2 protein-coding genes are annotated in these 2,990 nt (G+C 65.7%); one reads left to right on the top strand and one right to left on the bottom strand.

The window, feature by feature from the left end:
• Positions 1-1,037 precede the first annotated feature (1,037 nt).
• On the top strand, positions 1,038-1,598 hold the full coding sequence (locus tag ABIE38_RS18070; protein WP_354058658.1) for an RBBP9/YdeN family alpha/beta hydrolase: 561 nt from the start codon (positions 1,038-1,040) through the stop codon (positions 1,596-1,598).
• Positions 1,599-1,725: 127 nt separating this feature from the next.
• On the opposite strand, the gene ABIE38_RS18065 is transcribed toward ABIE38_RS18070, so the two are convergent.
• Positions 1,726-2,706 carry a bile acid:sodium symporter gene (locus ABIE38_RS18065; protein ID WP_354058660.1) on the bottom strand — a complete coding sequence of 327 codons (981 nt, stop codon included), beginning with the start codon at positions 2,704-2,706 and terminating at the stop codon, positions 1,726-1,728.
• Positions 2,707-2,990 lie beyond the last annotated feature (284 nt).

Genomic DNA, 2,990 nt, shown 5'->3' with positions numbered 1-2,990 from the left:
GACAGGGATGTGAAAAGGGTCGCAACCAAACAAAAAATTTGGCACTATCACAAACAAAACACACTGTTGAGTTCTCAAACAACACCACCACACCGTCGCCATGTGGCACTATCGCCACATACCTTCGGGGGAAGTTGCCGCTCTCCGTCGGAGACAGCTTGACTACTCTAGCGGACCGAAGTCGATCGGTCAACCCGATCTTTCGGCCCCCTTTCGCGAAGCCACCGCCCGAAACCAGGACTCGAACCTCTCGGCCCAACCCCGCTCCCTGGCGGCTCCGATAAAGTTACACGCGCCCCAACGGAACACCAAATCGCCTGGTCACCGCTGTCGGCGGCAACCTTGCGCGGCATCGCACGTCCATCGCCCAGGTTATGTGCCGACGAGACTTCCAGATACGTCCCTGCCGTGTTCTCACCTCCAGCCGCCGCTCTGGTCGTCAGTGCGGCTCGAGCTGCGACGCGGTATCGAATCCTCGTCCCGGAGCACTGTCGCGTGCGCTCAGTGGTCGTCGACTGACGACCGTCTGGAACCGTCTGGAGCCATCTGGGACCGTCTGGGGAGGACTCAGGGCAGGAGGCCTCGTCTTGCGAATCACGACCGCCTGCCAACTCACCGGAATCACCCGTGATCGCCTCTGCTGTGCCGCCGGCTGAACCGGGTAACTCCTACCGGGCCCGGCGCCCCACCAATCCGTCGCCGGCCGTCCGCGCGCACCATGGCCGGTTGCACCCTGCGGTGTCGATCAGTGGTGACCGCCGTGTACCTCGCGTCGATACGGTCCGAGAACTTCCCGACCATCGCCACCCGGCCTCTGGTGCCCGTCGGCCACCGAACTGGTCAGCACATCGAGTCGTCGGCGCGAGCTGGCGAAGTACTGTCCCCATGCTCGGGCTGCACCTGATCGACGGGCTCTCGCTTGCCGGAGTGATCCCCGGCCACGGCCTGGTGGGACGTAGCGGGTCACCCCCCCCCCCCCGGGGGGGTCCGGGGGTGATACAGACCTACCCTGACGGCACGGTCTACCGTTCGGTGGCATGACGACGGTAGGAACCACCCAGGCAGTGATCTTCCACGGGTACGGGGCGACGCCCGCGGACCATTGGTTCGGCTGGCTCGCGGAACAACTCGAACATGCGGGGGTCCCCACACGGATACCCGCTTTGCCGGATTCCGCGGCACCATCTCCGGACACGTGGGCGGCTACCGCCGCAGAACAGCTCGGGAACCCGGGTACAGGCACGATCGTCGTCGCCCACAGCCTCGGTTGCCTCACCGTTCTCCGACACCTCGCCTCTCTGAAGGGTGCGTGGAAGGTGGGCACACTCGTGCTCGTCTCGGGATTCGTCGACCCGTTGCCGGGTCTACCCGAACTGGACGACTTCATCGGAGACGCAGTGGACCTGTCCGGGGTCAGAGAGAGGACCGGGTCGCTCACCGTCTTGCGCTCCGACGACGATGATCATGTGCCTGTCGAACTCACAGACCGCCTCGCCGGTCTACTCGGCACGTCGGCTCAGGTCGTCCCGGGCGCGGGCCACTTCCTCGCGACCGACGGAGTCACGACACTTCGCCACGCCTTCGACGCCATCGTGTGACACACGCATCCGACTCACGGTGGAGCGCCGACACCGTGGGCTTCAGTCGCGACACACTCGCACCAGCCGAGCGCACATAGGTGCGGTGAGCACATCGGGTGGTATGGCACCGGCTCTACGGTGGGTTTCACCGTCCCCCGGCGGCGCGCGGGCCGGTCCTGAACACCACCGGAATCAGCCGGAGGAAGACGATCATTCCGAGTAGCTCGACCAGGGTCTGCGCCACGATCACGACTGCGGCGACCTCGAATCCCTCAGGCAGAGAAAGAGCGAGCGGAAGAACGACGAAGGAGTTCCGTGTCCCGAGTCCGAATGCTAGTGTCCGGGCCTGTTGGGGCGGAAGAGAGAACGAGGCCGCCAGAGCCTTGGCGGTGAGCGCGGCCGCGAGCAGGAACGCCACGAAGACCGGGACGACCATCGGAAGAACGTCCAGTGCACCGAGCACCGTATCCACTTGAGCCGTGGCCACTAAGAACACGACACTCGCGAGCAGCGGGACCGGGGCCCAGGCCCAACGATCGCGCACCACAAGACGCCCCGGGCGGGCATCGACCCACCGCTGCGTGACCGCCGCCGCGATCAGCGGCACGGCGACGATCAGCAGCGCCGGCGCCACCACGTTGAGGGTGACCAAGCCTGTGACTTCCTCTCGCGCCATGAGAAACAGATAGAGAGGAAGTAGAAGCAGCTGCAGAACGAGGTTGACAGGGGTCACCGCAACGGCCCGGGGCACATCCCCTCCCGCGAGCTGGGTGAAGCTGATGAACCAGTCGGTACACGGCACGAGCAGTACCAACAGCACGCCTAGACGGATAGCGGGGTCCCCGGGAAGGAGGGACACCATCGCCCACACGATCAGGGGCATGAGTACGAAGTTGCCCAACAGCGCCACCCCGACGAACCGTAGGTCACGCGAGGCGGAGATCAGGTGCAGCAGCGGAACCTGGAGGAACGTGGCAAAGAGCAAGAGGGCGAGAACCGGCCACAACAGCAGCTCGGCGATCGACCCCATTCCCGGGGTGGTGCTCCCCGCTGCGAGACCCGCGGCAATGCCCGCGACGTAGATCCACACCTGCCGACGCTCGAGCGCGAGCCGGTCCAACCGCATACTCACCACGTCGGCCCCCCTCTCAACCCCGGAACTCAGACCAAGCAGACCCCACGCACGCCGGCCAGACCGTTCCGAAGGCCGGGTCGCTTCGGCCCGTTGGTCAACCGAACCGCTGACGCGTGCCCGATCATCCTCGGATGGCCCGCGGGCACCTCTGCAGCCTGCCAGGAGAGACGACGATGCGCCGTTCTGGCGGGGCGGGTGTGGGGTGTGGTGGTCGGTGAGGGTGGGGTGGAATGACGAGAGCCCCCGAGTCGCGTGAGGCGATTCGGGGGCTCTCG

Source organism: Dietzia sp. 2505 (genome assembly GCF_040546785.1).
GTDB lineage: Bacteria > Actinomycetota > Actinomycetes > Mycobacteriales > Mycobacteriaceae > Dietzia.
The sequence above is the reverse complement of the archived record's forward strand: the minus strand, read 5'-3'. Positions and strand labels throughout refer to the sequence as shown.

What these genes read in the sequence shown, in the direction of transcription:
- ABIE38_RS18070 (WP_354058658.1), top strand. Translation starts at nt 1,038, where the DNA reads ATGACGACGGTAGGAACCACCCAGGCAGTGATCTTCCACGGGTACGGG.
- ABIE38_RS18065 (WP_354058660.1), bottom strand. Translation starts at nt 2,706, where the DNA reads ATGCGGTTGGACCGGCTCGCGCTCGAGCGTCGGCAGGTGTGGATCTAC.